At 65.4% G+C, this 25884-nt stretch carries 33 protein-coding genes; 25 read left to right on the top strand and 8 right to left on the bottom strand.

Going from position 1 to position 25884, the window contains the following annotated elements:
• Nucleotides 1-306 precede the first annotated feature (306 nt).
• On the bottom strand, nucleotides 307-1410 hold the full coding sequence (locus IEX41_RS01180) for an HPP family protein (RefSeq protein ID WP_188788027.1): 1104 nt from the start codon (nucleotides 1408-1410) through the stop codon (nucleotides 307-309).
• A 604-nt stretch (nucleotides 1411-2014) separates the two neighbouring features.
• Here IEX41_RS01180 and IEX41_RS01175 point away from each other — a divergent pair.
• A complete protein-coding gene (locus IEX41_RS01175) occupies nucleotides 2015-2401 on the top strand; it encodes an ACT domain-containing protein (RefSeq protein WP_188788025.1) in 387 nt (128 codons plus the stop codon).
• Nucleotides 2402-2659: 258 nt separating this feature from the next.
• Here the strand turns inward: IEX41_RS01175 and IEX41_RS01170 are convergent, their stop codons facing one another.
• The 5 genes from IEX41_RS01170 to IEX41_RS01150 form a co-directional block, all read right to left on the bottom strand.
• Nucleotides 2660-3001, bottom strand: a complete 342-nt coding sequence (locus IEX41_RS01170) for a zinc ribbon domain-containing protein YjdM (RefSeq protein ID WP_188788023.1) — start codon at nucleotides 2999-3001, stop codon at nucleotides 2660-2662.
• 157 nt (nucleotides 3002-3158) lie between these two features.
• The gene (locus tag IEX41_RS01165; protein ID WP_188788020.1) at nucleotides 3159-4223 is read right to left on the bottom strand and encodes a tyrosine-type recombinase/integrase; all 1065 of its coding nucleotides are present in this window, start codon (nucleotides 4221-4223) and stop codon (nucleotides 3159-3161) included.
• A gap of 4 nt (nucleotides 4224-4227) precedes the next feature.
• Complete coding sequence (locus tag IEX41_RS01160; protein ID WP_188788018.1) at nucleotides 4228-4425, bottom strand: hypothetical protein; 198 nt, start codon at nucleotides 4423-4425, stop codon at nucleotides 4228-4230.
• A 197-nt stretch (nucleotides 4426-4622) separates the two neighbouring features.
• Nucleotides 4623-4952, bottom strand: coding sequence for a hypothetical protein (locus IEX41_RS01155; protein ID WP_188788016.1), 330 nt, complete (start codon nucleotides 4950-4952; stop codon nucleotides 4623-4625).
• A gap of 121 nt (nucleotides 4953-5073) precedes the next feature.
• The gene (locus IEX41_RS01150) at nucleotides 5074-5796 is read right to left on the bottom strand and encodes a S24 family peptidase (protein WP_188788014.1); all 723 of its coding nucleotides are present in this window, start codon (nucleotides 5794-5796) and stop codon (nucleotides 5074-5076) included.
• A gap of 54 nt (nucleotides 5797-5850) precedes the next feature.
• Here IEX41_RS01150 and IEX41_RS01145 point away from each other — a divergent pair, with 54 nt between their 5' ends.
• From IEX41_RS01145 to IEX41_RS01035, 24 genes are all read left to right on the top strand, one after another.
• The gene (locus IEX41_RS01145; protein WP_229672865.1) at nucleotides 5851-6081 is read left to right on the top strand and encodes a hypothetical protein; all 231 of its coding nucleotides are present in this window, start codon (nucleotides 5851-5853) and stop codon (nucleotides 6079-6081) included.
• Complete coding sequence (locus IEX41_RS01140; RefSeq protein ID WP_188788012.1) at nucleotides 6078-6407, top strand: hypothetical protein; 330 nt, start codon at nucleotides 6078-6080, stop codon at nucleotides 6405-6407. The genes IEX41_RS01145 and IEX41_RS01140 overlap by 4 nt, the downstream gene beginning before the upstream one ends.
• Complete coding sequence (locus IEX41_RS01135; RefSeq protein ID WP_188788010.1) at nucleotides 6404-6607, top strand: hypothetical protein; 204 nt, start codon at nucleotides 6404-6406, stop codon at nucleotides 6605-6607. Before IEX41_RS01140 ends, IEX41_RS01135 begins: the two co-directional genes overlap by 4 nt.
• Nucleotides 6608-6731: 124 nt before the next feature.
• Nucleotides 6732-7367, top strand: a complete 636-nt coding sequence (locus IEX41_RS01130) for a hypothetical protein (protein ID WP_188788008.1) — start codon at nucleotides 6732-6734, stop codon at nucleotides 7365-7367.
• A gap of 216 nt (nucleotides 7368-7583) precedes the next feature.
• Nucleotides 7584-8177 carry a hypothetical protein gene (locus IEX41_RS01125; RefSeq protein WP_188788006.1) on the top strand — a complete coding sequence of 198 codons (594 nt, stop codon included), beginning with the start codon at nucleotides 7584-7586 and terminating at the stop codon, nucleotides 8175-8177.
• A complete protein-coding gene (locus IEX41_RS01120) occupies nucleotides 8174-8839 on the top strand; it encodes a hypothetical protein (protein ID WP_229672864.1) in 666 nt (221 codons plus the stop codon). The genes IEX41_RS01125 and IEX41_RS01120 overlap by 4 nt, the downstream gene beginning before the upstream one ends.
• A 300-nt stretch (nucleotides 8840-9139) precedes the next feature.
• Nucleotides 9140-9733 (top strand): hypothetical protein, encoded by a 594-nt coding sequence (locus tag IEX41_RS01115; RefSeq protein ID WP_188788004.1) that lies wholly within the window; start codon nucleotides 9140-9142, stop codon nucleotides 9731-9733.
• The gene (locus tag IEX41_RS01110) at nucleotides 9733-11796 is read left to right on the top strand and encodes a phage terminase large subunit family protein (RefSeq protein WP_188788002.1); all 2064 of its coding nucleotides are present in this window, start codon (nucleotides 9733-9735) and stop codon (nucleotides 11794-11796) included. Before IEX41_RS01115 ends, IEX41_RS01110 begins: the two co-directional genes overlap by 1 nt.
• The gene (gene gpW, locus IEX41_RS01105) at nucleotides 11789-12004 is read left to right on the top strand and encodes a gpW family head-tail joining protein (RefSeq protein WP_188787999.1); all 216 of its coding nucleotides are present in this window, start codon (nucleotides 11789-11791) and stop codon (nucleotides 12002-12004) included. The genes IEX41_RS01110 and gpW overlap by 8 nt, the downstream gene beginning before the upstream one ends.
• Nucleotides 12004-13617 carry a phage portal protein gene (locus tag IEX41_RS01100; protein WP_188787996.1) on the top strand — a complete coding sequence of 538 codons (1614 nt, stop codon included), beginning with the start codon at nucleotides 12004-12006 and terminating at the stop codon, nucleotides 13615-13617. The genes gpW and IEX41_RS01100 overlap by 1 nt, the downstream gene beginning before the upstream one ends.
• Before the next feature lie 4 nt (nucleotides 13618-13621).
• On the top strand, nucleotides 13622-14989 hold the full coding sequence (locus IEX41_RS01095) for a S49 family peptidase (protein WP_188787994.1): 1368 nt from the start codon (nucleotides 13622-13624) through the stop codon (nucleotides 14987-14989).
• A gap of 53 nt (nucleotides 14990-15042) precedes the next feature.
• Nucleotides 15043-15408, top strand: coding sequence for a head decoration protein (locus IEX41_RS01090; RefSeq protein WP_188787992.1), 366 nt, complete (start codon nucleotides 15043-15045; stop codon nucleotides 15406-15408).
• Nucleotides 15409-15517: 109 nt separating this feature from the next.
• Nucleotides 15518-16555 (top strand): major capsid protein, encoded by a 1038-nt coding sequence (locus tag IEX41_RS01085; protein ID WP_188787990.1) that lies wholly within the window; start codon nucleotides 15518-15520, stop codon nucleotides 16553-16555.
• A 49-nt stretch (nucleotides 16556-16604) separates the two neighbouring features.
• Nucleotides 16605-17036 (top strand): hypothetical protein, encoded by a 432-nt coding sequence (locus IEX41_RS01080; RefSeq protein ID WP_188787988.1) that lies wholly within the window; start codon nucleotides 16605-16607, stop codon nucleotides 17034-17036.
• The gene (locus IEX41_RS01075; protein ID WP_188787986.1) at nucleotides 17036-17347 is read left to right on the top strand and encodes a head-tail joining protein; all 312 of its coding nucleotides are present in this window, start codon (nucleotides 17036-17038) and stop codon (nucleotides 17345-17347) included. The genes IEX41_RS01080 and IEX41_RS01075 overlap by 1 nt, the downstream gene beginning before the upstream one ends.
• A gap of 11 nt (nucleotides 17348-17358) precedes the next feature.
• The gene (locus IEX41_RS01070; RefSeq protein ID WP_188787984.1) at nucleotides 17359-17574 is read left to right on the top strand and encodes a hypothetical protein; all 216 of its coding nucleotides are present in this window, start codon (nucleotides 17359-17361) and stop codon (nucleotides 17572-17574) included.
• Nucleotides 17571-18239: a DUF6441 family protein gene (locus IEX41_RS01065; RefSeq protein ID WP_188787982.1), complete on the top strand. Its 669-nt coding sequence runs from the start codon at nucleotides 17571-17573 to the stop codon at nucleotides 18237-18239. Before IEX41_RS01070 ends, IEX41_RS01065 begins: the two co-directional genes overlap by 4 nt.
• Nucleotides 18239-18673, top strand: a complete 435-nt coding sequence (locus IEX41_RS01060; protein ID WP_188787981.1) for a hypothetical protein — start codon at nucleotides 18239-18241, stop codon at nucleotides 18671-18673. Before IEX41_RS01065 ends, IEX41_RS01060 begins: the two co-directional genes overlap by 1 nt.
• Nucleotides 18674-18676: 3 nt before the next feature.
• A complete protein-coding gene (locus IEX41_RS01055) occupies nucleotides 18677-19645 on the top strand; it encodes a phage tail tube protein (RefSeq protein WP_188787979.1) in 969 nt (322 codons plus the stop codon).
• Entirely contained in the window at nucleotides 19645-20106 is a 462-nt protein-coding gene (locus IEX41_RS01050; protein WP_188787977.1) for a hypothetical protein, read from the top strand. The genes IEX41_RS01055 and IEX41_RS01050 overlap by 1 nt, the downstream gene beginning before the upstream one ends.
• Nucleotides 20103-20417 (top strand): DUF7697 family protein, encoded by a 315-nt coding sequence (locus tag IEX41_RS22015; protein ID WP_444544444.1) that lies wholly within the window; start codon nucleotides 20103-20105, stop codon nucleotides 20415-20417. The genes IEX41_RS01050 and IEX41_RS22015 overlap by 4 nt, the downstream gene beginning before the upstream one ends.
• On the top strand, nucleotides 20414-24355 hold the full coding sequence (locus tag IEX41_RS01045) for a phage tail tape measure protein (protein WP_188787974.1): 3942 nt from the start codon (nucleotides 20414-20416) through the stop codon (nucleotides 24353-24355). The genes IEX41_RS22015 and IEX41_RS01045 overlap by 4 nt, the downstream gene beginning before the upstream one ends.
• A 1-nt stretch (nucleotide 24356) precedes the next feature.
• Nucleotides 24357-24707, top strand: coding sequence for a hypothetical protein (locus IEX41_RS01040; protein WP_188787972.1), 351 nt, complete (start codon nucleotides 24357-24359; stop codon nucleotides 24705-24707).
• Entirely contained in the window at nucleotides 24704-25177 is a 474-nt protein-coding gene (locus IEX41_RS01035) for a DUF1833 family protein (RefSeq protein ID WP_188787970.1), read from the top strand. The genes IEX41_RS01040 and IEX41_RS01035 overlap by 4 nt, the downstream gene beginning before the upstream one ends.
• Nucleotides 25178-25243: 66 nt before the next feature.
• Here IEX41_RS01035 and IEX41_RS01030 read toward each other — a convergent pair whose 3' ends face one another.
• Nucleotides 25244-25573, bottom strand: coding sequence for a helix-turn-helix transcriptional regulator (locus IEX41_RS01030; RefSeq protein WP_188787968.1), 330 nt, complete (start codon nucleotides 25571-25573; stop codon nucleotides 25244-25246).
• 12 nt (nucleotides 25574-25585) lie between these two features.
• Nucleotides 25586-25837 (bottom strand): type II toxin-antitoxin system RelE family toxin, encoded by a 252-nt coding sequence (locus tag IEX41_RS01025; RefSeq protein ID WP_188787967.1) that lies wholly within the window; start codon nucleotides 25835-25837, stop codon nucleotides 25586-25588.
• Nucleotides 25838-25884 lie beyond the last annotated feature (47 nt).

Raw genomic sequence — 25884 nt, 5'->3', positions numbered from 1 at the left:
GTGCGGTTTCCTGCGAATGCTGCATGATGTCGCGAAGGCCGGTTCGGCGAAGCTGCGTCGCAGTGACGAGACCCACATGAAAGGCAGCTTTGGGCCGGAAGCGCCAACCCCCGAGCTTGGTACGAACGACAGCTCTGGGCTCGGACCAGCGGCACGCGATCTCTGGCTGAGGTCTCGGCCGCAGCGTTGCCGCAGGTCCCGCCCCCAGTGAGCTTAGGATTGCGAAGCAGGCCAAATCGCAGTGGTGTGGTGGGGGAGTGAGATGAGCAGTCGTTGCCGCACCGCGTATCTGCCGATCGCCCTCCTTCAGGTCTTGGCGCGTATCGCGCTGTGCGCGAAGGCGGCAATCAGGTCCGTTCGGGTGACGATGCCGACAATTTTGCCGTATTCAAGCACAGGCACGGCATCTGTCGCACCATCAGCCATCATCGGTAACAATGCGCCGATCGGTGTATTGCTTGTCGCCCGCGGAACCGCGACGTTCATGACGTCTCCGGCCCTGACTGGCTTCGTCCGCTCGCGATCCAGCAGCCTCTTAAGGGACGCAAGGTATCCCCGATCCAGCCGCAAGGCATCGGAGCGTGCTTGGGTGATGAGGTTCATCTGGAAGATAATACCGAGAAACGTCCTGTCGCTCGCAATCACCGGAATGGAGGTGAAGCGGTGCTGTCGAAACAGGTCCGCTATATCGCCCAGGGCCTTTTCCTGACCGACCGTCACGAGGTCACGGGACATGATATCCTTGGCCGTCAAGGGCCCGGAAGCCTGCGTGGCGGCCTGTAATTCAGCCGCGCCGATCAGTCTCGCCAGATCCTCGACACCAAGATTGAAAGACTGGCTGTAGCGTTTGAGAATATTGCTAAGCCCTTCTTCGGACAGTCCAAGGCGTTCGATCGGATTGCGATCCTCTGTCCCATGCGTGCTGGAGCTATCGAATTGCCGAAACGGATAGTGGCGGCCGGTCAGACGCGCGTAGACCGTGGCCAGCAGGACAAGCATCAAAGTGCCCACGGCTATCGGGCTCAGGGCAAACCAGAACCCGAGATGCGAGATGGCCTCGGGCGACATGGCCGCGGTCATCGCGACCGCGCCCGCCGGCGGGTGAACCGCGCGGCACAGGATGGTCGCCGTGATCGCGAGACCTACGGCGAGCGCGATCCGCAGGGTGGGATCTGAAACTGCAAGGCAGACAGCGACCCCGACGAGTGCCGCGACGGTGTTGCCGACGATGGCCGACCAAGGTTGCGCAAGCGGGCTGTTCGGCACCGCGAAAAGCAGCACAGAAGACGCGCCAAAGGGTGCGACAAGGTAAAGACCCAGCTGGGTGTCCATACTGGGCGACAGAAGGAACAGCCCGGTCGTTCCAAGGCCGATCAATGCGCCTAGTCCGGCGCGAAGGGCTTCCATCATTGAGACGCGTGCAACAGCGGGACCAAGTGACTTTAATATGTGCAAATCGATCTGCTCCGCCAATTTTTGCACGGTATTTCATCACTATGTGAACGATTCAAGTCCTGCCAGCTATGACGTCCAGACCGGCCCTCCACAGCCAAGGCCATCGTTGATCGCCTAATGGACCCGTTCAGAGACTTCGTGGCAGACATCCTACTGAGGTCTCTGGACATGGCGTCAGCTCTGACCTGCTCAAAGCTGATGATCAACGACAGCTTTGTTCGCGCCGAGGGCACTGGGCGGTTGGAACGGGCTGCGCGATACACGAATGGTCGGTTAAAGGAAGCTGCGCTGCAGCGCTGACCAGTCTGGCGAACGACGGCAATTGTCCGTCTCGGCCGGGAGCGCCGGTCCATCTGGCCATCCAGCAAGCGCGTCGCCCGATGTCCACACTGAGCCCGAACTGGCATGAGCTGCGGATAGAGTGAATAGCTGCTTGGCAGCGCCGCCTCCGCGGCATAACCTACAGGAGATAATCATCTTGGAAGATGAAGCTTCTGTCTGACGCAAAGCGTTATGTCTGGGAATGTCCTTCTTCAGTAAAACTGTGGAGGGACCAGATTTGGACCACGCGCTGCAAACTCGCTTTGTTCCCGGACGCTATGCTGTTTCTCGACTTCCAGCCGATGCGGACCTACCCGGCTGGATGAACGGCCCAGGCTTCAAAGCGGTCATCACCTCCGATGACGAAACAACCATAGTCTGCCTGGAAGACCGGGTTCCCGCTCACGTGACATCAGAAAGAGGTTGGGCCTGCCTGCGCACGATTGGGCCGTTCCCGTTCGATGCTTCTGGAATTGTCCTCTCCCTTATCGAACCTCTTTCAGCCAATGATATAGGTGTTTTTGTCGTCTGCACGTACGACGGCGAGCATGTGCTTGTATCTAACTCAGACGCTGAAAAAGCAGTGCAATGCCTAGAAGCCGCGGGACATGTTTGCATCGGGTAATGCCCGATGCACCTAAGGCATCCGCGCCATTCGCCACCTGACGAACCTAACCAACCGGGCGACCGCAGCGAAAGCTCACTTCAGTCCCCGCTATGGGTTTCGGGGCCCTGGACCATGGTGGCAGGTGCAGAAAGGTCCGGCATGGGGAAGCTGCTCTGAGGCAATTGAGATTCCGGCCAACAGCTCCTTTGGGCCGGAATGACCTCGCCAAACACAATAGGGCCGAGGGTCTTTGCCTGAACTTTCTGCCTCGCGGCCTTACCCCGTCACTTTCTTTACGAACTGGGATTTGAGGCCCATCTGGCCGACGCCGGGGATCTTGCAATCGATGTCGTGGTCGCCGTCGACCAACCGGATGCCGCGCACCTTGGTCCCGACCTTGACCACGAGGGAGGAGCCTTTGACCTTCAGGTCCTTGATCACGGTGACTGTGTCGCCGTCCTTGAGGACATTGCCGACGCTGTCACGCACGTCGGATGCGGTTTCGGTCGGCGCGTCGGACACCCATTCATGTCCGCATTCCGGGCAGTTGAAGAGGGCGCCAACCTGATAGGCATAGGGTGACGAGCATTCGGGGCATGGGGGTACAATATCGTTCATGGATGACACCGATAGTTAGAAGCGAGGTCGGGGGATAGCCTCGTTTTTTGCCGCGAGCAATTCGTGGCCCGAAGCTGCCTGTGACGCACGTTCCCAAGGATAACAGGGTCAGTCCGACAGCCCCTTGCTCGAAAGCTCGAAGCGGAGGAGGCCGGCCTCACCATTCCATGCCTTCCAGTGCCGCCATGGCTGCCTGCGCCATCTTCCAGCGCTCGACGCCTTTGGTGTAGATCTCGGAGGTCTGCGCCTGAGTGTGTCCATGGATCGTCATGATCTGGTATTGCGAGCAGCCTTCCTGTGCCAGGAGGTGACCCGCTGCCTTGCGGACACCATGGGCCGAGCGCCCTTCGAGGCCCGCCGCGATGCACCAGCGTCGGAACATGTTGCCCAGGGAGTCGGGGGACGAAAAGGCGCGGCCCTTCGCATTGAGAAGGTAGGTCTTTCCCCGGACCGGCGCCGCGCGTGTGGCGCGGTATAGGGGCGGCAGCATTGGAATGGTGACCTCGGCCGAGCCGCGCTTGGACGGTTGCCAGCGCAGCGCCTTGACGCCTTGCACCGTCGTTTCATTGCTGGGGCCAAGCCAGATTGCGTCGCCAATCCTGCAGGCCGTGAACATGAGCAGCGTCAGGCAGAGGTGGGGCGTAGTCCCGGCGGGATGCGCGGCCCGGAACCTTCGGAGATCATCCGCGGTCCAGGGCAGGGCGCCACCTCGGCCGGTGTCGATCCTGGCAATCCCGGCGGCCGGGTTGGTCTCGCACAGCCCGCGCTCACAGGCCCAGCGATACATCGAACGAATGCCCTCGATGATGCTGTCCGCCCGGGCGGGCGTCGCGATGAACTCGTCGCGCAGTTCGATCAGCTTGGCCTGCGGCATGACCATCGCGTAATCGGCGTAGCGCTCGGTCAGCACCTTCATCACGCCGACGCGCTTCTTGAGCGTGAGGGGCGAGGTCGCGCCTGCCTCCACGTCGCGTTCCATCGCGGCAAGGTGCTTGGCGGCGATCCAGCCGATGGAATAGCGGATGGCGCGGTCCTCGGGTGAGCTTTCCGGGGTTAGGACCAGCCCGGCCCGTGCGGCGCGGTAGATCTCCATGAACTGCGGGTGATCCGGCGCGACCGACAGCGGGATGCGCCGTGTCTTGTCGCCCTCGACGCGGACCCTGTAGCGAGTGGCGCCGGATGGTAGCTTCTCTGCCAGCAGGCCGGGAAATCTGATCTTCATGTCGTCACGTCCAAGCGATGGGTGCCCGCTTGTCTGTTGTCGTGGCCTGGCCGGGCGCGGCCGTTCCATCGGCATAGTCGAACTTCACGCCGTCAGGGCCGACCGAGACGATCCGCGCGCCGGGGTGGAGCGCTCTGACCGCCTCGAAGGCGTCCTGGATCTGGCGTGGCGTGGGCATGGATGGGGCGGTTGCTTTAGCCATGTCGAGCCTTCCTGTGGTGTTTCATCAGGCGATCTTCCAGACGATGAGCCCGGCGATCATGCAGGCTCCGGAGAGGATGCTCCACCTCACAGTGGTGCGGCACCGGTGAAGCCGCGCATCGGCAAGCCACCTGCGGAGTGGATCTCCGCTTTGATACGAGGTCAGGCTTTCGGCGGTGCGAGGCAGATTCTCAAGCTTCATGCCGCATCCCCGCCGCTGCGGCGCGCAGTGATGGCAGCGCGGATGAGGCGCGTGCGGCGCTGGAAGGCTGTTTCCGGCTCGGGCTGCGCGGGGGCAGGTGGCGTGGGGTCGGGATCGCCCTGCGGGTCCACCACCACGAAGTCCGACCGGCCGGTGATGCGCTGGTCGAGGTCATGCAGGCGGTTGCCTGCCTCGGCGGTGATGGGGTGCCCTTGGCGGGCCTTCGCCTGAAGCCAGATGTCCAAGCGTTTGACGTGGTCGGACGTGGCGGCATCCGGATCGGTCAGAAAGGCGGCTTCTTCGGGGTGGATGACTTTACGCGGCATGCTTGCCTCCATCGGTTTCGATAGAGGTAAGATTGTGGGAAAGTATTCCCATGTCAACCAAAAGTAGGAAAGTTTTCCGGTTACGTCCGGTGGTGCAGCCAGCACCGGTCTAGCTTGGGCCTTACGCGCTATCGGATTTGGGGCTGGGTTCTTGGTTGGCTTCGTCGCTTTTCACTGCCTGCACGCCAGTACGGGTCTTTATCCGCACCAGCTCGGCGGGCCAATGTAGTCGTATTCTCGACGTCCACTCTACGGCCTTGTCGAGCTCGTGCAGTGCATTCGGCGTTAGAGCGATGAGATTTACCCTTCCGGCGGTCTCGGTCGGTTTTATCTGGCGGATCGAAATCGCACCTTTTTCGTCTTTGACGACGCAGCGATGGCCAAACATCTCAGCAGGCGCTCCGCTGCTCGTGGATTTGTCGTAGAGCAGAATATCGCCCTTGCTGAATACCGGCTCACAACTCGTGTCAGCGACCTCGAGGGCTTCGAGCTTATCGAGCGCTAGTCCCGGCGGACACAGGACGCCAGGGGCTTGAAGTTTCTCATGATTGCTCAGCCACTCGACCGATCCGCCATTACGTATCCGCCCCATAAGTGGGAAAGTAGGCCGCAGACGGCTCAGGCCGGCAGGTGTGCTCGATGTCACCTCTTCAACGCTCATGCCAAGAACGCCGGAGATCTTCGTCGCTGTCGAGATCTTCGGCGAGGCTCCAGGGTTCTGGAACATCTTCCTGATTGCGGAGTCGCTGAGGCCTGCCTGTTTCGAGACTGAGGATGGCTTCAGTTGCGGGTTGCGCCTGAAGACCTCCATCAACCCCATCACGAACGGATCGCTTTCTGTCATGGGTATACTTTCCCACAAGGTGCCAGAACTGGCGACGGGAAAAAATTCCTAGTCATGTTCGGAAAACTTTCCTATATGTCCGGCATGGAGCAGTTAATCGCAGACGTGGAGGCTTACGCGGCCTCGGTAGACAGGAAGCCGCAAGCGGTCCTCAGGGCCGCCATCGGTGCTGGCTGGAATGAGTGGGACTCCTGGAAGGATGGCCGCTCGAGTCCAACCATGGCCCGAGCCGATCGCCTGCGTGATTTCATGAAGAAACATCCGGCCAAGGAGGACGCGGCATGAGCGATCATCTGAAACTGGTCGTATCGAATGGGTCATGCGCTGACCTTGCCGCGCCGAGGGCAGGGCGGTCGCGGTCCAAACTTCTGGACCGTTACCGCCTGCGCATGATCTCGGCCGAGCTCTGGGCCGCGTACCTTCGGCAGCATTTCCGCAACCCCGAGGACGTCGCCGCGCATTTCGAGGTGCGCTGCAGCACCGCGTGGAACTGGTGGGGTGCCGTGAGCCGCCCCAGCGCCGACAAGGTGATGTTGGCGCTGCTCGAGGATGACGGCTTTGCGCCCTGGCTGCACGCCGCAGTCCAGTGCGCGCAAAGGGGGGCCGCATGAGCTCCCGCGATGATATCCTTGGCCGTCCGCCCAAGATGCGCCGCCTGCCACGGCATGACCAGGACACGCGGGCGGGTCTCAGGCACGAGATCCGGGGCGGCAAGCATGTGGTCACCATGACCGTGTCGAGCGGCAAGGGCGACGTGCTGTCGCTGGCGCAGGTGAGCCTGCCCGCCGCACCTTGGGAGGCGCCGCGATGAGCGCCCCCGATCCCCATACCGGCCCATGTCCCTCGGGGCTGGTTCCGCGCGAGGCGGTTCATTCCAATCCGAAGCCCGGCCGTCTCGCGCGCCTTTCCAACACCAGCAAGCGGGGCAGGCGCACATGACCGCGACATCGACCATCACGCTGGCACGGGACAACACAAGCCTGCCGGAGTACCCGCTGCCGCACGGCACGCGGCTCGAGTCCCATTCCTACTTCAAGTTCCACTATGATCGCTGGCTCAACAGCGACTTCTACACCCGCGCTACCCAGCGCGGCGAATGGGCGGTCCTCGCCATCTCGCAGGCGCTGTGGTGCAAGTCGCGCTACCAGAACCCGGTGGGCACGCTGCCCAACGACGACAACCTGCTGGCCGGTCTCGTGGGCATGTCCGTCGAGACATGGCAGGGCTGGGCCCGGCGGGATCTGTCGCCGCTCTATGGCTGGCACCTGTGCCAGGTCCCCGACACCGGCGAGGTGCGCCTGATGCACGACGTGGTGGTCGAGGTGGTCCTCGATGCCATCGCCGCTCGCGACAAGAGCGATGACCGCGCAGCCGCAGAACGCGAGCGCACCGCCATCAATCGCCTGCGCAAGAGCGTGGCGGATCTCGGTGACGAGCGGATCGCGGGCAACCCGCAGTACATCGTGTCGCTGCACCGCTGGCTGACTGACGCCTACCCGACCGGCAACCGCACGGTTTCCCGCATTATCGAAGGCATGGAAGCGCTCGGCACGACTGCCTGGCGCCGCTGACGTTCTGTCCGTTTCCGTTCGTTTCTGTCCGCGGGACAGAACTGGACGCTTTCGGACAGAATGCGGACAGAACCGCCGACATTCTGTCGGCTGCATGAGAGGAAAGGAGAAAGAAATGAAAACGAGAAAGACAGGAGAGAACATTCTCGCCTCATTCCTCTTGTCCTGCTTGTGGATAAGTCGGCGCTCAGAAGGTGCTGAGAGGGGGGGGAGGGCATGACCGCCGAGCAGACCTCGACCACCGAGACCAAGCGGGATCGGGTGCGCCGGCTGCTGATCGCGCCGCTGACCGACTGGGGCTTTCGCAAGCCCGGCGACGTGCGCGAGGAGCGGCACAAGAAGTTCCTGACCGACCTAGCGGATGGGCTGGCCTACCTGAGCGACGAGCAGCTGGTCACGCTGCGCAACTTCCTGAAGTATCGGGGCGAGGGGAAGGACAAACGCGGTTGGCCGCGCATGGCCACCATCGTTCCACTGGCGGAAATCGTGGCGCCACGCTCGCTCGAGGAGATCCCGGTCATCGCGAGCTGGTTCGGCTCGGCGCGGGGTCCGAAGGCCTATGCCGAGGGCACGCTGGTCGCGGAGTTCCTGTACCTCGAGAAGTTCAAGCGCCCGCCGCACAAGGACGGTGAATGGCGCATGGTACGGAGCAAGGCGCAGTCGCTCGACAGCGACCGGCGCGTGCGCTCGGACCGGGAGCGCCGGGGCGTCGCCAGTGCTGATGACCTGCAATTCCTCACATGGATCAACGACCTGGAGGCGCGGGCCATGGCCCTGTTGCCGGAAGACTTCCGAGAAGGAACAGTATGATGAACATGGCGCACGAGTTCAGCGTTGCACGGGTTCGGCCCGGCCGGGCAGGCAAGACCCCGGTGTCAATCTGGGATCTGCTCACATGGGCCTTCCAGGTCGAGAAGGTGCAGCTGGACTTCGACGAGATGGGCAGCACCGCAGGGGAGCGCCCCGGCGTCAGCATGGAATACATCCTGATGAAGCGCGGAGATCTCGGCTGTTCGGTCGACGGTGGTGGTCGGTCTGAGCCGCACCCGGATGCTGATCTCGTGGCCTCGGCGTTGGCCGCGCTGCCCGAGGGCTGCGGCGGGCGGCGCACGGCGGTGTGGCTTGCGGATCTCGCGCGGCGCGGCAGCTGGCCGGACTGGGGGCAGGGCATCCGGCCTCGCTGTGAGCCGGTCGAGTGGCGGAACTGCAAGCACGGGCGGTACGCGGTGCGCGAAGTCTGGCGTGGTCCGGGTCGCTGGCCTGCACCCCTGCTGGGCAAGGGCGACGGCTATGCCTGCCGGGTGGTCTTTGAGGGCGGCGCGCGCGAGGTGGCGGCGGCCCGCAGGGCATGGCTCGGCTGGTGGTCGGCGCTGCTCGAGCTGCAGACCACCTTCCGGATCCGCTGCGATCTGACTGGCTTCGAGGTGACCGCCGACATGCCGCCGATGAAGCCCTGGCAGAAACCGGGTTGACGGATTCTCACTTCGTTGACAGATTGCAGGCGAACCGAACCACGCCCGGAGCAGAGATGCTACCGGGCGCTTTTCGTTGGGGCCACCGCCTGCGCCGCCGCTATCTCCGCAATCCAAGAGATTTACACTCTGGATTTCCAGGCAAACTCCACGCTGACAAAAAACCGACGGGTCCCTCCTGGGGTCTGACCGTATACGGGGCGGCTAAGCGCACAGGTTTTGGAACGCTAAACCATTCAGAAAGCCTAAACTTACGGGGCTAAACTTGGAGGGTCCGGTAAACATCACGGGCAAGGGCGCATGAACACCACCGAGCTTGCGAAGGAACTTGGCGTCACCAAGGGGCGGATCAGCCAGTACGTGTCGCAGGGCAAGCTTGATGGCTGTTACACCGGCGATGGCCGGGCCCGGCGCTTCAACGTCGAGAAGGTGCGGGCGGCGCTTGATCACCGCCTCGATCCCGGGCAGATGCTGGGCAACGGTGCTGGTACCAAGGAACGGATCCGCGATCCGCAGCCCGCAGCAGCATCGCCCCGCGAAGGCCAGCTGGCCCCGCGAGATCCGGACCGCTACGAGCTGGCCCGCATCCAGAAAGTCGAGGAGGAGGCGCGGCGTCTGCGCCGCCAGAACCAGCTCGAAGAGGGCAGCATGGTGCTGGCTGACAATGCTGCGCGCGAGGCTGCGCGGGCGCTGTCGAAAGAACTGGCACAGATCGAGGATCTGCTGAAACGCGGTGCCCGGTCTCTGGCAGACGAGTTGGGGGTGGACTTCAAGCAGGCGCGTAAGATCCTGCTAGATCATTGGCGTGAACATCGCACCCGGCGGGCGAGGGCGCTTCAGGACGAAGCTGATGCCGCCGACCTGAGCGACGACGATCGCGAGGCTGATTTCTGATGGGCTTCGTTGCGTCCGCGCAGCGGACCGTCTGCGCGGCGATGGCGCGGGCCATGGTGCCGCCGCCGCCGCCGAACATCACCCGCTGGTGTGAGGAGAACATCGAGTTCGACGAACGCTCGCCGATCTCGGGAGAATTCGACATCTCGCGCTTCGAGTTCCTGCGCGAGATCCACGAGGTGCTTTCGCCGGAGCATCCTTGCCGGGAGGTCACGCTGCGCGGTTCGGCGCAGTGGGGCAAGACGGTTTCGGTCATCCAGCCCACGCTGGGGGCCTGGCACGAATACACACCGCTGGATTCGCTGATTGTCCATCCGACGGGCAGCGCCGCCAGCGAGTGGGTCAACAACAAGTGGATGCCCATGCGCCGCCAAGCGCCGGGGCTCATCAAGGTTTTCGGCTCGGGCCGCGGTGAGAACCGCGACAACATCTTCAACCAGGAGACGCTGGACCTGAACGGCTCGCTGAAGGTGGCCTCGTCCGGGTCTCCGGCGGACCTGACCGGCACCAGCCGCCGCCTCGTCATCATGGATGACCTCTCGAAGTTCGAGACCTCGGACAAGGGCGACCCGGAGAAGCTGGCGGAAAGCCGGGCCTCGGGCTTCGATGATGCGAAGCTCCTTCGTGTCTCGACATCTTTGATCAAGGGCACCTGCCGGATCACCATCGCTTACGAGCGTAGCGACAAGCGGCTGTTCAACGTGCCGTGTCCGCACTGCGGCTTCATGCAGCCGCTGACCTGGGAGAACTTCAAGGCCAGCCTCGAGCCGGAGCGGCTTCACGCGGCACATTTCACCTGCGAGAGCTGCCGGTCGGCGATCCGGCACGCGGACAAGGAACGGATTGTCCGGCAGGGGCGCTGGGTGCCGGGGAACCCGCACGGGGACCATCCGGGCTTCCACCTGTGGCGGGCCTATGCACCGCAGCGGGACTGGGCCTCGATCGCGGTAGAATACGCGCAGATGATGGGCTGGACGCGGCTGGAAGCGGGCAGTTCGACGCTGACCGAGGCGGGCGGCGAGCAAAAGGACGCGGCCAAGGCGTCGAAGACCGCGACGGCCAAGCCGATCAAGGCGCAGGTTGAGCAGGTGTTCTGGAACGACGTACTCGGGCTGCCCTACGAGCAGGCGACGGACGCGCCGGATTGGGAAAAGCTGCGCGACCGGGCCGAGCTGGCCGAGCCGGGCACGGTGATGGATCTCGGTGTCCTGCCGGCCACGGGCTTCATCTTCGCCGCGGGTGTCGATTGCCAGGATGACCGGATCGAGGTGCAGCTGGTGGCCTTTGGTGCCAACCGGCGGCGCTGGGTGATCGATTACCGGGTGATCCCGCATCACATCGGTGATGATGAGGGCCGCGCCGCGCTGAATGCGCTGCTCAAGCAGGAATGGCGGACGCAGCTTGGCCTGCGCGTCGCGATCGACATCCTCGCGATCGACGGCGGGGCCTACACCGATGATGTTTGGAGCTGGGCAAAGTCCCATCCCTGGGGCCGGGTCATCATCGTGAAGGGCGGCTCGACCGAGAACGGGCCGCTGATGGCGCTGCAGAAGTTCGACCGCCGCAAGGATGGCAAGGTGAAGCGGGCGCAGAAGCGCGCCTTCAACCTCAATGTCTCGTCGCTCAAGGCGGGGCTCTATGCCCACCTCGGCAAGGAAGACCCCGAAGAGCGGGGCTATGCCCAGTTCGCCGTGGGGCTCGGGGATGAGTATTACCGCATGCTCACTTCCGAGCATCGGGTGCTGTCGCGCAACAAGGCGGGGGTGATGACCAGCCGCTGGGTGCTGGTCGAACCGACCCGGCGCAACGAAGCGCTCGATACGATGAACTATGCCGAGGCCGCGGCGCTCCGGGCCGGATGGGCCTCGAACACCGATGACCAGTGGGACGCCATTGCGGCGGAGCGGGGGGCCGCGCCGCCGGATGTGCAGCCCGATCTCTTCGACGGCGCGCTGGTCGCACCAGCCGCTGCCACTGAGCACAACGACACCAGGGCCGCACGCCCCGCCTCGAAGCGGAAGGCGGGGCGGCTCTCCGATCTCCTGAGGAAGCAGAATGGCTGATACCGCGACGCTCGAGGCCCGGCTGGAAGAGGCCGAAGAGGCCCTGCACCAGGTGCTGATCGGCCAGAGCGTGACCGTCACCGCCTATGACGGCCACCGCACCGAGTACGGCCCCGCCAAGGAAGGCGAGCTGCGCCGCTACATCGGGTCGCTGAAGCGCGAGCTTGGGCGCGGTCGCGGGCCGGGCTCGCGCCGGGTGGTGTTCTGATGACGGAACGCCTCGCCGACCTAACCCGTGTGCCGCTGGTCTCGCGCCGCAAACGTGGCGCCATGCGGGATGCAGGCTTCAATGGCAGCGCGCCCTACGTGGCCGCCGACACCGGTATCGACACACTGAGCGGGTTCCTTCCGTCGAACCGTGCGGCGGATGCCGAGATCCTGCCGGGCCGTGATCGGATCACGGCGCGGGCGCGGGATCTCGGGCGCAACAATGGCTGGGCGGCGGGGGCGATCTCGAAGGAGGTCGACGGCGTCATCGGCGCGAACTTCCGGCCGCTGCTGAAGCCGGACTGGCGCGCGCTGGGGCTGAGCTCGGACTGGGCGCAGGAGTTCAAGGAACAGGTCGAGGCGCGTTGGCGCCTGCATGCGGATGATCCGCGCCGCTATTGCGACACCACGCGGTCGCAGACCATGCCGCAACTCTTCGGCAGCGCCTACCGCACCTACCTGATCGAAGGCGAGGCACTGGGGCTGGTCAACTGGCGGGCGGCGCGGCCCTTCAAGACGACGCTGCGGCTGGTCGACCCGGACCTGCTGAGCAACCCCTATGACGCGGCGGACGAGCAGAGCCTGCGCGGTGGCGTCGAGGTGACGCGCGACGGCGTGGCCCGGGCCTACCACTTCCGGCAGGGGCACCAGGACAGCGCCTGGGCGAACGTGGCCGATGCGATGACCTGGAAGCGCATCGGGCGCGAAGGGGCGAACGGGCGCCCGCAGGTGATCCACTTCTTCGACAAGGCTCGAGATGGGCAGACACGCGGCGTGAGCCGCCTCGCACCGATCATCGAGCGCCTGAAGATGGAGGACCACTATTCGCGAGTGGAGCTGCAGGCAGCGGTCATCAACGCGATCCTCGCGGCCTTCATCAAGAGCCCGATGGGCCCGGAGGCCATGGATGAGATGTTCGGCGATGGTGACGCCTCAGCCTTCCTGAACTACCAGGAGGGCCGCAGCGAGTATTACAGTGGAAAGGGCGGTGTGAAGCTGGGCGGTGCCCGGATCCAGACGCTCTATCCCAATGACGAGATCGGCATGGTGTCGACCGCCCGGCCGGCGGCGCAGTTCGCGGACTTCGAGGCCGCGGTGCTGCGCAACATCGCCTCGGGCCTTGGCATCAGCTACGAGCAGCTCGCCTCGGACTGGTCGAAGACGAACTACTCGAGCGCCCGCGCGGCGATGATCGAGATTTGGCGCGGCTGGACCGCACGCCGGGTCGCCTTTTCGCAGGGCTTCTGCCAGCCGTACTTCATGGCATGGCTCGAAGAGCAGGTGCTTGACGGGCATATCCGCCTGCCGGGTAATGCGCCGGACTTCCACATGTATTGGCCGGCCTATGCCCGGGCCAAGTGGATCGGGCCGGGCAAGGGCTTCGTCGATCCGGTCAAGGAAGCGCAGGCGGCTGCGATGCGCGTGGCGCTGGGGCTTTCGACGCTCGAGGAAGAGGCGGCGGAGCTGACCGGCACCGACTACGCCGACAACATGGAGCAGATCGGGCGCGAGATCACGGCAATGCCCGATGGCATGCTGCACCCGGCGCAGGAAAGCTTCGCCAAACTGCTGGGCCCGGCGGCGGGCGGCCCGGCGCAGGTATCCGAGGACTGACAGAATGCGACATCCGCAGATCGCGGCGCGTGTGTTCCACACGCCGCTTCTTGCTGCGCCTGCGAAGGCGGCGGCATTCATCATGGGGCTTGGCCCGCGCATCACCGGCGGCGACGTCGAGGTGCTTGGCGCCGAGGTCTCACCGGAGGCCAGCCGCCGCGCCCGTGCCTCTCTGCTCGATGAGCGCCTCGAGGGCGACATCCGCTCTGGTGGCCGCGAGGGCTACCGGGTGCGTGACGGCGTCGCGGTGATCCCGGTCACCGGCACGCTGGTGCATCGTGGTGCCTGGCTCGGCCAGTCTTCTGGCGAAACCTCTTACGAGGGGCTTGCCGCGCAGATCGACACGGCGCGGCGGGACCGCATGGTGCGGGGCGTCGCGCTCGAGATCGACAGCTTCGGCGGCGAGGTGGCCGGGTGCTTTTCCCTGGCCGACCAGATCCGCGAGCTGCGCGAGGAAAAACCGGTCTGGGCCTTCGTGAGCGATCACGCCTATTCGGCGGGTTACGCGATCGCATCGCAGGCCACGCGCATCATCATGCCGCGCACCGCCGGGGCCGGGTCCATCGGCGTGATCTGCATGCACGCGGATTACTCGGCCCGTCTGGAAGCCATGGGCATGCAGGTGACGGTGATCGCTGCCGGCGCGCACAAGGCAGACGGCAACCCCTATGCGCCGCTGCCCGAGGCGGTGCGGGACGATCTGCAGGCCGAGATGGAGCAGCTGCGCGGGATCTTCGCCGAGACCGTGGGGCAGGGGCGCGGCACGCGCCTCAGCGCCGAGGCGGCGCTTGCCACCGAGGCCCGTTGCCTGATCGGCACAGATGCAATCGAGGCAGGGCTTGCCGATGAGATCGCCAACCCGCGCGAGGCCTTCGAGGCCTTTGCTGACGAAATCAATGGCCGCGCTCCGGCGCGGCAGTCCACCCCTGCAACAGGAGCCACCACCATGTCCGGACAGACCAAGACCACGCCGCCGGCGGCCACCATCCCGGCGCCCACGACCGACACCTCGGCCACCACGCCGGCGCCCGCGCCGCAGGCCGAAGCCTCCACACCGGAGGCCCCGGCGCCCACCGCGCCCGCCGCCGAAGATCCCAAGGCCCGTATCGCGGCGATCCTGCGCAGCCCCGAAGCAGAGGGCCGTGAGGATCTCGCGCGCAGCTTCGCCTTTGACAGCGACATGGCCTCGGCGGAGGCGATCAAGCACCTGGCGGCGGCGCCCAAGGGCGGCGCCGGGGCCTCGAGCCTGTCGGCGAGCATCGACGCGGAAGCCACCGAGCTCGAAACCCCCGGTGCCTCGGCCTCGGGCGGCGGCGCCCCGGCCGAGCCAGGCATCCAGTCCCGCGCTGCCGAGCGCTGGGGCGCGAAGTAACGCCCGGCACCGAGCCGGGCCTCGACTGACCTCACATCCGAAAGGACACGACAATGCCTCCCAAGATTGAAGGCCGGACGCCCGGCGATTTCATCCTCTATGACAAAGCGGAGTACAGCCGCGACGTCGAAACCATCGGCGCGGGTGCCGACCTCGAGCCGGGCACCGTCCTGGGCCGGGTGACCGCCTCGGGCAAGCTGATCCGCAGCGTGATGGGCGCGGCGGACGGCTCCGAGACCCCGGTGGCCGTGCTGCGCGGCGGTGCAGCTGCTGCAGAAGCGGACGTGAAGGCGCTGGTGCAGGCCCGCCATACCCGCTGCCGCCGGGGCGGCCTCGTCTTCGACGCAAGCTGGGCCACCGAAGCCAACCGTGACACCGCCTGCGCTGCCCTCAAGGCGGCGGGCATCGTCACCACCTGACCCTGCCGCGCCACGGCGGCGCGTCTCTTCCAGTCTCGCAGCGCGCCGCCCCTCGGGGCGGCGTTTGTCATTCCGCGCCGCGCGCGCAGTTCAGAACAGGAGGCCTGTGATGGCCCATATCAACATCTTCAAGGGCGACGGATTCTCGGCCATGGCGCTCGGCGAAGCCATCCGCATGATCCCCAACCAGTGGGGCACCATCGGGGCCATGGGCCTCTTCACTGCCAAGGCGATCCGCGGCACCGTGTTCTCGATCGAGAAGAAGGACGGTGTGCTGCAGCTGGTGCAGTCCTCCGAGCGTGGCTCGCCGCTGCCCGGCCAAGCGCGCGGCAAGCGCAAGATGGTGGACTTCCGCACCGAGCGCTTCGGCCTCAAGTCGCGCATCACCGCTGACGATATCGACAACATCCGCGCCTTCGGCTCCGAGACCGAGCTGAAGCAGGCGCAGGACGAGGTGATGGACCGGCAGGAAGAGCTGCGCGGGTCGATCGACATCACCCGCGAGTATCACCGCGCCGGGGCGCTGCAGGGGGTGGTCCTCGACGCTGATGGCTCCGAGCTGATGAACTTGTTCGACAAGTTCGAGATCAACCGCAAGTCGGTGGACTTCACCTTCGGCACCGCGACCACCGACCTTGCCGCGAAGTGCAAGGAAGTGACTCGCCACATCCGGCTGAACCTGATGGGTGACGTCATGGCCGGTGTCGGCTCGCTGATCCACCCCGACTTTACTGACAAGCTCATGGGCCACGCGGACTTCAAGGAGCGCTACAAGTATTACCAGAACGCCAATGGTGGCGATCCGCTGCGTGACGACACCTCGGACGGCTTCGAGTTCGGCGGCATCCGCTGGAAGGAATACCTAGCGGAGGCGCCGGTGCCGCAGGAAGACGGCACGACCGTCACCCGCAGCTTCATCGGTGAAGCCAAGGCGGCCTTCTTCCCGCTGGGCACACGCCAGACCTTCCGCACCTTCAACGGCTCGCCGGACTACGTGGGCATGGCCAACACGCCGGGCCGCGACTTCTACTCAGCAGTGTTCCCCGACCGGCAGGAGGATCGCTTCGTCGACGTCGAGGCGATGATGCAGAACATGCAGATCTGCATGCGTCCCGGGGTGCTGGTCGAAGGCCGCACCTCCAACTGATGACCTCGGCCCGGCCTTCGGGCCGGGTCGCCATGACGGGAGAGACAGCATGGCCAGAAAGACCAAGCAGAAGACCACAGGCTCGGATGTTCGGGTGAAGATGATCGCGCCGCATAGCTACAAGCTCGACACGCGCTCCAAGCGCCATCTGCCGAAAGGCTGGAGCGGGTTGGTGCCGGAAGCGATCGCGGACGAGATTGAGGCGGCAGGCACCGGCGCGCGTGACGAGCCGTTCGAGATCGTCGACAGCAAGGACACCGGCATGCGGGCGGCCAAGGGCGGCAAGGCTGCCGAGGGCAAGGGGATGGGCAATGCGATAGGCGCAGACGGTGCGACGGGCGGTGCGGCGGCCACAACCGCGCCCACTTCCGCCACGACCGACGCCGGGACCGGTGCAGCGTCCGCGACCGGGGGTGATACGGTCGCGGGTCAGGATGGCAGCGCCGACCTCCTTGGCCAGGGCGGCACCGGCGAAGACTGATGCCGCCTGATCCGTTCCTGCGCAGTGTCGAGGCCACCTTTCACCGTCACGGTGTCGCGGCGGTCCTCGACCCGGACGGGCTGGCGCGGCCTGTGAAGCTGCTGCCCACCCGGCCCGATGGTGCGCTCGAGTTCGGGCAGCTGCAGGTGCAGGACGCCACCGGCGTCTTCGAGATCCTCGCGGTGGCCTTCGCGGGCTTTGATCGGGGCACTGTGATCCAGATCGGCGGGGAGCGCCGCAAGGTGCAGCACCACAAGGTCACCGATCCGCGCCGCTACAAGGTGCGGCTCGACACCATTCCGACGACATGACGAGGCTCAACATGACCAGGAAGAAACCTGCCGCGGCTGATGTTGCGGTCACCCTCGGCGCTGCCGCCGAGATCGCATCCCGCCCCGGCCGCAAGCGCCATCTGCCTGCGGGCTGGTCGGGCGCGTTGCCACCGGCGGATCGTGATGCGCTCGCGGCACGCGGGGCGCTGGTCGAGGAGACGGCGCCTGCCGCCGCGCCCGAGATCACGGACGCATCCGAGGAATGAGCCGGACGCGCCTCGAGGCCGCCCTCGAAGGCAACCTCGAGCAATATATGCGCGAAGAGCTGGATCTCGCGGAGCGCGCGGTGACCAGGGGGGTGCATGGACGGGCGACGGCCCTGAAGCACGCCCTCAGGGCCGATGTCATCGCCGGGGGGCTGGGGCAGCGCCTGTCCAAGAGTTGGCGGCATGAGAGCTATCCTCGCAACGGGGCCAGCCTCGGGGCCGCATCCCTTGTCTTCACCAAGGCCGACAAGCTGATCAGAGCCTTCGATGAGGGCTCCGATGTCAAATCGAGCGAGGGCTTCTTCCTCGCGATCCCGACGCCATCGGCGCCGAAGCTCGGCATGGGCCGCAAGAGGATCAGCCCCTCGACGTTTCCGGAGCATCGCTTCGGGCGCCTGCGCTTCGTCTATGTCAAAGGCGGCACCTCGCTGCTGGTGGTGGACAATCAGCGGGCCACGAAGAAGGGCGGCTACGCCCTCTCGAAGAGCAAGCGCGCGCTGGCCAGCGGGACGGGGCTCCACACCGTGCCGATGTTCTGGCTGGTGCCCCGGGCGCGCCTGCGCAAGCGGCTCAACGTGGAGCGTGTCGAGCGGGCGGCCCTGAGTGGCCTTGCGGGCGACATCGACCGTGAATTTCAGACCCTGTCACGCCGGAGGCTGCGCTGATGCCAAGCACTCATGAAGCCGCGCTGCTGGCGCTGCAGGCCGCGCTGGCCGGACACGGCGCCACCATCCTGCGCGATCCTGATCTACCGCTGCACTATCCCGAGGGCGGCCTCGTAAACCTGGCCCCGGCAAACCCTGTCGAAGAGGGGGTGCGCCTCGGCACCGGCGTTCGCGAATGGAGCCGGGATGTCGACCTCGAGCACGTGGTGCAGGCCGCAGAGGCGGTGCAGCGCGATGCGGATCTCGACGCGGCAATGACGCGGACGGCGGCGCTGCTGCTGGCAGACCAAACCCTCGGCGGCGCAGTCGACTGGCTCGAGCTGTCTGCACCTAAGGAAAGCGAATCCGTGCCCATGCCCGGGGCGGAGACACTCAAGGGCGCGGTGCTGGTCGCCACGCTGTTTTACGAAACCACCCACAACCCAATGGAGTGACCCATGCCCAACGCACGCGGCGATCGCGCCAAGTTCCTCTCGCGCCGTCAGGCTGCCTTCGGTGCTGCCGAAGCGGCGGCGGCCGGCGGCTTCTACCTGATGCCGTTCTACAGCTACAACGTCGTGCCCTCGGGTGAGCTGGCCAATGACGAGGCGATCCGAGGCGATGCGTTCCCCGGTGACACCGTGGCAGGCCTGCGCAATCTCGCGGGCGGCATCGAGGTGCCCATGGGCCTCGACAGCATCGGCTGGCATCTAGCGCAGATCCTCGGGCTGCCGGAAACCAGTGGCACCGGCCCCTATACCCATGTGTTCACCGCCAAGGCGAACCCCGCCATCCTGCTGGCCACCCATGGCATCAGCCACACCGACACCGTCGCGCATTTTGTGCAGGACAGCCTGGCGATTGCCGGTCTCGAGATCACGGCGCAGAAGAACGGCACGCGCCAGCGCGTGACGCTGAACATGGTGGGCCGTGAAGAGGTCAAGGCGGGCGCAACACTCGACGCCTCGCCGGTGGCCTTCTCGCCTGATCCGGTGCCCGTTGGCTTCCAAGGGGGGCTGACCCTCGACGGCAACGACGCAGCAGTGACGCAGGTAAGCTTGACCCTCAACACCGGGCGCGAAGCGGACCAGGAAACCATGAACGGACTGGCCACCGCCGATGACATCAGCCCGGGCATGTGGGATTTGAGCGGCGCGCTCACCGGGAGGTTCCGCTCCACTACGCTTTATGACGCAGCCTCGGCGGGCACGCCCTTGTCCTTGGTCCTGTCCTGGCCAATGAACGCCAGTTACAGTCTTAGCCTGCGCGTGCCCTCGGTCACGCTTGAGCGAAACGGTCTGCCGATCGACGGGCGAGGGGTGATCTCGCAGAACTTCAACTGGCGCGCCAACCGTCCTGCCGTGGGGCAGGAACTGTTCGAGGTGACGCTGGTCAACAGCACCTCCGACTACGCGAACGCCGCCTGATGGTGCTGCGTCTGTCGCGGGCCCTGGCCGGGGCCCGCACCATCCCGCTCGGATATGGCGTCACCGTGTCCTTCCGGCAGTTCGGCTTTTCCGATTTGCGCGAGGCACAGGCTGCGGCCATGCGGCTCGCCCGCGAGACCTTGCCGCCGGCCCATGCCTTCGATGCGGCGGCGCTCGATGATGAGGATCTCGGGCCAGAGCACGAAGATGCTCTGCGCGGGCAGGCCGATAGGCACTTCGTCAAACTCCTTCTGGTCCGGTTCGGCACCGGCTGGGAGGGGCTTGAGGATGAAACAGGCGCGCCCGCGCCGTTTGAAGCTGCGACTATCGATATCTTCCTCGATCTCTTCCCTGGCACGGCCTCGGTGCTGCACCAAAGCCTGATGGCACCGGTCGTGGCTGTGGAGATGGAGGGAAACGTCTCCGCGCCCTCGCCGCATACCGCTACGGCGGAGGCCTGAGCTTCTGCGCTGACTGCCGGGCAACCCCCGGCTTTTCCTGCGCGAGGTTCGGGGGTGAGGGCGCCTGTCCCGAAGACACGCACGCGCCGCAGAGCGTCGAGGGCCGCGCCCTTGCCGCCATCGCTGCCAGCCTGGCGCATCAGCGCCGCATCGGGCCCGCCGGCTATGCCGGGCTCGACATGCCTGCCTGCCTCGCGATGACCGAGGCGCAGGGCATTCCGACATCCGTGGCGGCGCTGCTGCTGCCGTTCTGGGAACTGGGCCTGCTGCAGGCCGCTGCCCGCAACCGTGAGACCGAAGGCAAGTCATGAGCACCACGACGCGCAGCTACACGATCCGCCTCTCGGCAGCCGGCAAGCAGCAGCTCGAGGCGGACCTGAAGGCGCTTGGCCGGTCCGGTGAGCAAAGCCTGAAGCGCATCCAGTCCGCGGGGCGGCCGGCAAGCGCGGGCCTGCGTGAAACTGACGGCGCGGCGCGGCAGCTCAAGGGCTCGCTCCATTCCATGAGCCAGGAGTTGCCTGCCGTCCAGCGTCTCGCACGGTTCATGGGCACCACAGCGCTGGCCGGCGGTCTGGTGGCCTTCGGCAGGGGCGCGCTCGACGTGGGCCGCCAGTTCCAGGCAATGATGCAGCGGGTCGAGGCGGCGACGCAGGCCAGTGAAGGTGACCTCGACCGGCTCAGTGAAGCGGCCAAGCGTCTCGGTGAGACCACGGCCTTCAGCGCCATGCAGGCCGCCGAGGCCATCGAGGTGCTGGCGAAGAACGGGGTTTCAGTTACCAACATCCTCGGGGGCGCGCTCGACAGCTCGGTGATGCTGGCCAGCGCCCTTGGCGCTGAGATTGCGCCCTCGGCGGATCTGGTCACTGACGTGATGCAGCAGTTCGGGCTCACCGCTGCGGAGCTGCCTGAGATCGTCGACCGGCTCACCGGTGCTGCCTTCACCTCAAAGTTCGGTTTCGATGACCTGCGCCTCGCGATCGCGCAGGCGGGCGGCGTGGCCGGGACCACGGGCGTCGAGATCAATGACTTCCTGACGACGCTCTCCGCGACTGCCTCGAGCTTTGCCTCCGGCTCGGACGCCGGCACGTCCTACAAGACCTTCCTGCAGCGACTGGTGCCCGAGTCCGCCAAGGCCGCCGCGGTGATGTCTGATCTTGGCCTCGAGTTCTTCGACGCCAATGGCAACATGAAGGAGATGGCCGAGATTGCGCAGGAGCTTCAGGACGGGCTTGCGGGTCTGGACGAGGCCAGCCGCCTCGAGGCTCTGAAGACCGTGTTCGGCACCGACGCGATCCGCACGGCGGCAGCGCTGGCGGAGCAGGGGGCGGACGGCTTCCGCGATCTCGCCTCGGCCATCGGTGAGGTTTCGGCACAGGAACAGGCCGAAGTGCGGATGCGCGGCCTCGAGGGCGCGCTGAAGGAGTTGGCCGCCGCCTGGGAAGCGCTGCAGCTCGAGTCTGCGCAGAACGGTGGCCTCGAGATCGCGGAGAAGTTCACCCGCCGCCTGACCGAGGCGCTGCGCTATCTCACCGAGAACTTCCAAGAGGTCGAAGAGATCGTTGAGCGGGTGGCGCAGGCGCTCACCGTCTATCTGGTCGGCAAAGGGATGACGCTTGCCGTGGCGAAAGCTGTCGCCATGCGCGCGGCCTACATCGAGCTTGCCGGGTCGGTCTCTGGCGTGGGTACCGTTGCCGGCCGCGCCGTGGGGCCGGTGACGCGGCTCGGTGCGGCTGCGCGTGTTCTGACGGGGGTGCTTGGCGGACCGCTGTCGCTTGCGATCACAGCCGCGTCCCTGATCGCGTTCGGCCTTGATACGGACAAGGCGGCGGATGCGATCGACCGGGCAGATGTCGCCGCGAAGGCCGCCGCCAGTGCGCTCGACGAATACCAGGCCGCCTCGAAGCGGGCCGCGGATGAGCAGAAGGAACTTCGTGGGCAGGTGAGCGCTGCGACCGAGGCGATGCTGGTTCAGACCCGCGCCAACCTGGTGCAGGCGCTCGAGGATGCGCAGCGTGAGCTGAAGGCTGCGCAGGACAGCATGAGCGGGGCGTTCTGGGATGGAGATGGCTTCGATGACTTCGCGGCGCGCTATCGCATGCTGTTCCGGACCAACCTGCAGACCGGGGCGCCGGAGGGCCCGACCAACCGCTACCTCATGCAGATGGCGAAGATGGCCGAGCAGGCCGGCGCGCTCGAGATCTCGGCCACCGCCTTTATGGAGAGCTTCAGCGAGATCCAGGCCATCGGTCCTGCCTTCGAGGAAGCTGGTGCTGCACTCCAAACGATCCTCGACGGTGGCGGGCCGCTGGCAGGCAATGCTGCGCTTGAGAAACTGCGCGAAATGGCAGCAGCGGCGGGGATCTTCGGGGATGAGGTCGAAGCCATTGACGGCGCGGGGTCGGAGGCCGAGCTGCGCCGCGCCTACGGAGCGCTGGTCACCGCCATCAATGAGGCGGTCATCGCCGGGCGGCAGCTTCGGTCTGAGGATCTGGAACGGTTCCGCGAGAATGCCGCTGGTCTTGCAGACCTCGAAAAGAACGAGGAGCGCCTCCTCGAACGCCATCGGGAGGTACTCGACATCTCGCGGGACCTCTCCGAGGAACGGCCCTTTGACGCTACCGCTGACAGCGCCGGCCAGGCTGCTGACGAGATCGACCGCGCCGCGCGCGCCTTTGCTGACTACCAGAAGTCCCGGGTGCAGGGCGCGAGCCTTGAGAAAGATTTCCCCTCGACGCCGGCGGTTGCGCAGGACGGCATGCGATCCTTCATCGCGTGGCTTGAGGGCACTGCGCCCGGATCGCACCCGCGCGCGAAGGGCTACAACACCACCCTCGATTATGATCGCTACACGGGGCCGGTGAACCTCGAAGGCATGACCCTGAACCAGGTGCAGGCGCTTCAACGGCAGATGCTCGCGCACCCAGATAACCCGCACAACTCATCAGCGGTGGGCATGTACCAGATCGTCAGCACCACCCTGCGCGGCCTCATCAAGGAAATGGGCCTCACCGGCAATGAGCTGTTCACTGGAGATCTGCAGGATCAGATGGCGGATAGGCTCATTGCGCGGCGTGGCCGCAACCCCGCGGCGCTGCGCTCTGAATGGGAGGGGCTGAACCGCGCCGGAGATGCTGACATCCTCGCTGCATACGATTCCGACCGTGGCGCGCGGGCGCAATCTATGGCGGAGGCAGACACCAAATCCGCTGAAGCGGCACGGGAGCGCGCCGCGACGCTTCGTGAGGTGGTGGCCGTCGGTGAGCAGCAACTCGAGCAGCTGCGCCTCGAGGCAAGTCTAACGGGCCGGTCTGTCGAAGAGCAGGCGCGGCTCACGTTCGAGTATGAGGCGCTGAACCGCGCGAAACAGCAGGGCATCGACGTTGACAAGGCATCGGTCGAAGATGGTCGCACCTTGCGCCAAGTGATCCAAGAGAACGCTATCGAATATGCGCGCTTGGTCGCGGCCAAGGATGCCGATACCGAAGCGACTGAGCGCAACAAGGATGCGCAGGAAGACCGCGCTGAGCGCATTGACGGCTATAAGCAGCAGATCTCCGGACTCTTTGAGAACCTCAAGCCCGGCGGTGCCGGGATCGAAGGCTTCTGGGATGACATGACGTCGATGATCCTCGACAAGCTTTGGAGCCTCGCCTTGGATCCGGTTTGGCAGCAGCTCGCGATGCTGATGGATCAGGCCTTCTCGGGGCAGGGCCTTGGGGCGAAGTTCTCTGGCGTGGCGAGTGCTGGATATTCGGCTTCTCCCGGGACCATGGCGTCTGCCGGGCTCTATGCCGATGGTGGCGAGTTTCCGCGCCGGGCAGGGGGCGGCAGATTTCGCAAAGTACGGCGCGCCGTTGGCCAGCTTGAGGGGGCCGGTGGCAAGCGGCAGGACAACCTGCTGTTCTGGGGCTCGCGCGGGGAGTTCATGCAGCCGGCGGATGCGGTCGACCACTATGGCGTCGACTTCATGGAAGCGATCCGGACACGCCGGCTGCCGAAGTTCGCGGACGGTGGTTTCCTTGGCGGTGCGTCTGCGGGCGCGTCTTCAGCGTCGCTACAGCCTGTCGTCAACATGCCGGTGAAGATTGAAACCATCGAGGGCACCACCGCCGAGGTCACCCGGACCCCTGATGGCGGTATGAACATCCGCATGGTCCGGCAGGTCATGCGCGATGAACTCGCCAGCGGCAGCATGGATGGCGCGATGCGTCGTCGCTGGGGTGGTCGCCCTCTCCCGAAAGGACAATGACATGCCAATCTGGCCCGCCAGCCTTCCATTCTTCCAGTCTGCCCGCGGCGCGCGCCGGGACGTTCAGCCTGATGTGATCCGCACTCCGATGAGCAAGGGGCCGGCAAAGGTTCGGCGGCGGTCATCCTCAGCCCCGATGCAGCGCCAGGGGCGGATGTCGCAGCTGACCCTCGCGCAGCTCGACACCTTCGAGACGTTCTTCCGTGAGGAGCTGGGCGAGGGTGTCCTGGCCTTTACGGCAACCGACCCGCTGGACGGGCTTGAGCGCAGTTTCCGTTTCGTCGGTGGCTATTCGGTCGAGCCGAAAGGTGTGCGCCGTGAGGTCACTGCCACGCTTGAGATCCTGCCATGACGCACGAGATCAGCACGCGGCTGCGCACGGCGATCTACGCGCAGGAAAGCCCCGAGATCCTCACCACGATCCTGCGCCTGAGCCACCCGGCTTGGGAGGCCCCTGTCTGCCTCGTGAGCAACGGGGAGCCGCTGACCCACGGCGGGGAAACCTATCACCCGTTCCCCTTCACGCTCACCTTGCCGGAGAGCGAGGAGGGCGTGCTGCCGGTCCTCAACTGGTCGGCGCAGAACGTCACCCGCGAGCTTATCCCGCAGCTGCGTAGCATCACGGGCGAGATCTACGCCCGGGTTGCGTGGGTGCTGACCTCGACCCCGGACGTGATCGAACGCGGGCCGTTCGAGGTGCAGATTTATGGCGTCGAGTATGACGCGCTCAAGATCAGCGGGACCATGACCCTCGAGCCGGTGCTCGAGGAGCAATTCGGCTGGCTCACCATGACGCCGGGCAACACCCCGGCGCTGTTCTGATGGAGAACCCCACATGAAGCCCGAAGACGTACAAGGTGCCGGGGCCCGCAGGCGAAGGCCTGAGATTCAGACCAAGTCGCTTAGGTCAAAACCCAAGGCGTCAGCCAGCTTCTTGAGGGCGGTGGTTGAGCCAGGCTTTTTGCGGGCCTCGATTTCGGCAATGTAGGCGCGGTTCACACCGGAAGCATCAGCAAGAGCCTGCTGGGTCAGGCCACGCAAGTCGCGGAAGACGCGTACAGGGCTTTCCCCGTCCAGTATGCGCCCGACATAGGCGTCAGGGATGCTGTCACCGCCATCAGCCTTGGCCTTGTCATAGGCGGCAATGTCTTCGAGGTCTTCACGGGCGGCAAGAAGCGCCTCGTATTCTTCACGGGGGATAGTAACCATGTCCTTCATGGTGTGCCTCCTTCAGTCGTAAACGCCGCCGCGCGGCCCGATCTTGAGAACGTCCAGAACTTCGCCCTGATCGTCCATGATGACGCGCCAATCTCCAACGCGAAGCCGGATGCCTTCACGGCCTTTCAGCGCTTTGACGTTGTTCGTCTGCGCGTCCGGGTCGGCGGCGTATTGGCTGACCTTGGAGCGGATGCGCTCTGCTTCGTTGCGCGGCATCTTGCGCAGGCTTTTCAGAGCGGCGGGCTTGTAGGTCACGTTCTTCATTGTTGTAGCTATAAGCTGCAATGATCCTTCTGTCAATTGATGGGTAG

Origin of the sequence: Salipiger pallidus (assembly GCF_014643635.1) — a bacterium.
Taxonomy (GTDB): domain Bacteria; phylum Pseudomonadota; class Alphaproteobacteria; order Rhodobacterales; family Rhodobacteraceae; genus Salipiger; species Salipiger pallidus.
Note: the sequence above shows the minus strand (reverse complement) of the source record. Positions and strands in the feature narration are given on the sequence as shown.

Bases quoted from the DNA above. Each gene is read 5' to 3' on its own strand.
- IEX41_RS01180 (WP_188788027.1), bottom strand. From the start codon at position 1,410: ATGATGGAAGCCCTTCGCGCCGGACTAGGCGCATTGATCGGCCTTGGA.
- IEX41_RS01170 (WP_188788023.1), bottom strand. From the start codon at position 3,001: ATGAACGATATTGTACCCCCATGCCCCGAATGCTCGTCACCCTATGCC.
- IEX41_RS01165 (WP_188788020.1), bottom strand. From the start codon at position 4,223: ATGAAGATCAGATTTCCCGGCCTGCTGGCAGAGAAGCTACCATCCGGC.
- IEX41_RS01160 (WP_188788018.1), bottom strand. From the start codon at position 4,425: ATGGCTAAAGCAACCGCCCCATCCATGCCCACGCCACGCCAGATCCAG.
- IEX41_RS01155 (WP_188788016.1), bottom strand. From the start codon at position 4,952: ATGCCGCGTAAAGTCATCCACCCCGAAGAAGCCGCCTTTCTGACCGAT.
- IEX41_RS01150 (WP_188788014.1), bottom strand. From the start codon at position 5,796: ATGACAGAAAGCGATCCGTTCGTGATGGGGTTGATGGAGGTCTTCAGG.
- IEX41_RS01145 (WP_229672865.1), top strand. From the start codon at position 5,851: ATGTTCGGAAAACTTTCCTATATGTCCGGCATGGAGCAGTTAATCGCA.
- IEX41_RS01140 (WP_188788012.1), top strand. From the start codon at position 6,078: ATGAGCGATCATCTGAAACTGGTCGTATCGAATGGGTCATGCGCTGAC.
- IEX41_RS01135 (WP_188788010.1), top strand. From the start codon at position 6,404: ATGAGCTCCCGCGATGATATCCTTGGCCGTCCGCCCAAGATGCGCCGC.
- IEX41_RS01130 (WP_188788008.1), top strand. From the start codon at position 6,732: ATGACCGCGACATCGACCATCACGCTGGCACGGGACAACACAAGCCTG.
- IEX41_RS01125 (WP_188788006.1), top strand. From the start codon at position 7,584: ATGACCGCCGAGCAGACCTCGACCACCGAGACCAAGCGGGATCGGGTG.
- IEX41_RS01120 (WP_229672864.1), top strand. From the start codon at position 8,174: ATGATGAACATGGCGCACGAGTTCAGCGTTGCACGGGTTCGGCCCGGC.
- IEX41_RS01115 (WP_188788004.1), top strand. From the start codon at position 9,140: ATGAACACCACCGAGCTTGCGAAGGAACTTGGCGTCACCAAGGGGCGG.
- IEX41_RS01110 (WP_188788002.1), top strand. From the start codon at position 9,733: ATGGGCTTCGTTGCGTCCGCGCAGCGGACCGTCTGCGCGGCGATGGCG.
- gpW (WP_188787999.1), top strand. From the start codon at position 11,789: ATGGCTGATACCGCGACGCTCGAGGCCCGGCTGGAAGAGGCCGAAGAG.
- IEX41_RS01100 (WP_188787996.1), top strand. From the start codon at position 12,004: ATGACGGAACGCCTCGCCGACCTAACCCGTGTGCCGCTGGTCTCGCGC.
- IEX41_RS01095 (WP_188787994.1), top strand. From the start codon at position 13,622: ATGCGACATCCGCAGATCGCGGCGCGTGTGTTCCACACGCCGCTTCTT.
- IEX41_RS01090 (WP_188787992.1), top strand. From the start codon at position 15,043: ATGCCTCCCAAGATTGAAGGCCGGACGCCCGGCGATTTCATCCTCTAT.
- IEX41_RS01085 (WP_188787990.1), top strand. From the start codon at position 15,518: ATGGCCCATATCAACATCTTCAAGGGCGACGGATTCTCGGCCATGGCG.
- IEX41_RS01080 (WP_188787988.1), top strand. From the start codon at position 16,605: ATGGCCAGAAAGACCAAGCAGAAGACCACAGGCTCGGATGTTCGGGTG.
- IEX41_RS01075 (WP_188787986.1), top strand. From the start codon at position 17,036: ATGCCGCCTGATCCGTTCCTGCGCAGTGTCGAGGCCACCTTTCACCGT.
- IEX41_RS01070 (WP_188787984.1), top strand. From the start codon at position 17,359: ATGACCAGGAAGAAACCTGCCGCGGCTGATGTTGCGGTCACCCTCGGC.
- IEX41_RS01065 (WP_188787982.1), top strand. From the start codon at position 17,571: ATGAGCCGGACGCGCCTCGAGGCCGCCCTCGAAGGCAACCTCGAGCAA.
- IEX41_RS01060 (WP_188787981.1), top strand. From the start codon at position 18,239: ATGCCAAGCACTCATGAAGCCGCGCTGCTGGCGCTGCAGGCCGCGCTG.
- IEX41_RS01055 (WP_188787979.1), top strand. From the start codon at position 18,677: ATGCCCAACGCACGCGGCGATCGCGCCAAGTTCCTCTCGCGCCGTCAG.
- IEX41_RS01050 (WP_188787977.1), top strand. From the start codon at position 19,645: ATGGTGCTGCGTCTGTCGCGGGCCCTGGCCGGGGCCCGCACCATCCCG.
- IEX41_RS01045 (WP_188787974.1), top strand. From the start codon at position 20,414: ATGAGCACCACGACGCGCAGCTACACGATCCGCCTCTCGGCAGCCGGC.
- IEX41_RS01040 (WP_188787972.1), top strand. From the start codon at position 24,357: ATGCCAATCTGGCCCGCCAGCCTTCCATTCTTCCAGTCTGCCCGCGGC.
- IEX41_RS01035 (WP_188787970.1), top strand. From the start codon at position 24,704: ATGACGCACGAGATCAGCACGCGGCTGCGCACGGCGATCTACGCGCAG.
- IEX41_RS01030 (WP_188787968.1), bottom strand. From the start codon at position 25,573: ATGAAGGACATGGTTACTATCCCCCGTGAAGAATACGAGGCGCTTCTT.
- IEX41_RS01025 (WP_188787967.1), bottom strand. From the start codon at position 25,837: ATGAAGAACGTGACCTACAAGCCCGCCGCTCTGAAAAGCCTGCGCAAG.